The following is a 2,182-nucleotide window of genomic DNA, read 5'->3' on the forward strand; positions in this document are numbered from 1 at the left end:
CGGGAGTTCATCAAGATCGCCCGCACCAAGGGCGAGGACGCCAAGGTGTCGATCCACCCACCGCCACCTCCTTCGTACGGCTCCCCTCGACCCGGAGGAACGCCTCCCATGTTCGACACAGTTCTGGTCGCCAACCGCGGCGAGATCGCCCTCCGGGTGATCCGCACCCTGCGGCGGCTCGGCATCCGCTCGGTCGCCGTGTTCAGCGACGCGGACGCCGACGCGCCGCACGCCCGCGAGGCCGATGTCGCGGTCCGGCTCGGCCCGGCCGACCGCAGCGACAGCTCGGCGGCCGAGACCTACCTGCGGACCGACCGGATCCTCGACGCCGCCCGCCGCACCGGCGCCCAGGCCGTCCACCCCGGCTACGGCTTCCTCGCCGAGAACCCCGGCTTCGCCCGCGCCTGCGCCGACGCGGGCCTCGCCTTCATCGGACCTCCTCCCGGTGCGGTCGAGCTGATGGGCGACAAGATCAACGCCAAGGAGGCCGTCCGGGCCGCAGGTGTCCCGGTGGTCCCCGGCAGCCAGGCCACCGCGCCCACCGACGATCAACTCGTCGCCGCCGCCGACGAGATCGGCTACCCGGTACTGCTCAAGCCGTCCGCCGGCGGTGGCGGCAAGGGCATGCGGCTCGTACGGGACCGCGCCGACCTGCCCACCGAGATCGCCGCCGCCCGCCGCGTCGCCCGCACCGCCTTCGGCGACGACACCCTGCTGCTGGAGCGCTGGGTCGACCGGCCGCGCCACATCGAGGTGCAGGTGCTGGCCGACGCCCACGGCACCACCGTCCACCTCGGCGAGCGCGAGTGCAGCCTGCAGCGCCGCCACCAGAAAGTGATCGAAGAGGCTCCCTCCGTTCTCCTCAATGCCGAGACCCGCGCCGCGATGGGCGCCGCGGCCGTCCGCGCCGCGAAGTCCTGCGGCTACACCGGTGCCGGCACCGTGGAGTTCATCGTCCCCGGCATCGACCCGGACGCCCCCGCCGCCGCCTCCGACGCCGAGGGGGTTCGGGACTTCTTCTTCATGGAGATGAATACCCGTCTCCAGGTGGAACACCCCGTCACCGAACTCGCCGTCGCGGTCGGCGCGGACTCGGCCCGGCTCGACCTGGTCGAGTGGCAGGTGCGCGTCGCCGCCGGCGAACCGCTCTCCTTCACCCAGTCCGACGTCTCCTTCCTGGGCCACGCCATCGAGGCCCGCATCTGTGCCGAGGACCCGGAACGGGACTTCCTGCCCACCGGCGGCCGCATCCTCACCCTGGACGAGCCCCGGGGCGAGGGCATCCGCGTCGACTCCGGAGTGGCCGCCGGAACCGTCGTCACCAGCGCCTACGACCCCATGCTCGCCAAGGTCATCGCGTACGGGCCCGACCGCCCGACCGCGCTGCGCCGGCTCCGCGCGGCGCTGGCCGACACCCGCATCCTGGGCATCACCACCAACACCGGTTTCCTGCGCCGACTGCTCGCACACCCCGAGGTCGCCGCCGGCCGATTGGACACCGGCCTGGTGGAGCGGACGGCCCAGGAGCAGCCGGCCCTGCTCACCTCGCCGCACTCCCCCGCGAACGCGATCACCCCGGACGCGACCGCGGCGGACCCGACCGCGGCGGTCGAAGCACCGTCACCCGCTCACCTCCTCTACTACGCGGCCGCACTGGCGCGGCACCTGGAACTCACCCCGGCCGCCGACCCCGACGGCTGGACCGACCCGTTCTCCCTTCCCTCCGGCTGGCGCCTGGGCGGCACCCCCGCCTGGACCACCCACCGACTCCGTACCCCCGGCCAGGACCCGGTGGCGGTGCGCATCCGTTCGATCACTGCGGGCAACGTAGCCGACGCCACTGACAATTCCGCCGGGACCACCCGCGACGTGGAGCTCCGGCTCGACGAGGGCCCCGCGCACCGCGCCCGCGCGACCCTGGCCGGCGACCGGCTGCACCTGACCGTCGACGGCCTCCGCACCACGTTCTCGCTGGCCACCGACGCCACTCCCGGCCTCGCCGGCGGACCGGTGACGTGGCTCGGCATCGAGGGCGACGCCTGGCCGCTGCACGCCTACGACCCGGTCGTCGAGAGCGCCGCCGGGGCCGGGGCGCACCACGGCGCCCTCACCGCCCCGATGCCCGGCACCGTGACCGTCGTCAAGACCACGGCGGGCGAGACGGTCCGCAAGGGGCAGCCCC

At 74.2% G+C, this 2,182-nt stretch carries 1 protein-coding gene; it reads left to right on the plus strand.

Annotated elements, in window-relative coordinates; genetic code table 11:
• Positions 1-108: 108 nt before the first annotated feature.
• Positions 109-2,182, plus strand: a 2,074-nt coding sequence (locus ACIQOV_RS38435; protein ID WP_401055419.1) for a biotin carboxylase N-terminal domain-containing protein, incomplete at its 3' end; no start/stop codon positions are given.

Source organism: Kitasatospora sp. NPDC091257 (assembly GCF_044757675.1).
In the GTDB taxonomy this organism is placed as follows: Bacteria; Actinomycetota; Actinomycetes; order Streptomycetales; family Streptomycetaceae; genus Kitasatospora; species Kitasatospora lactacystinica.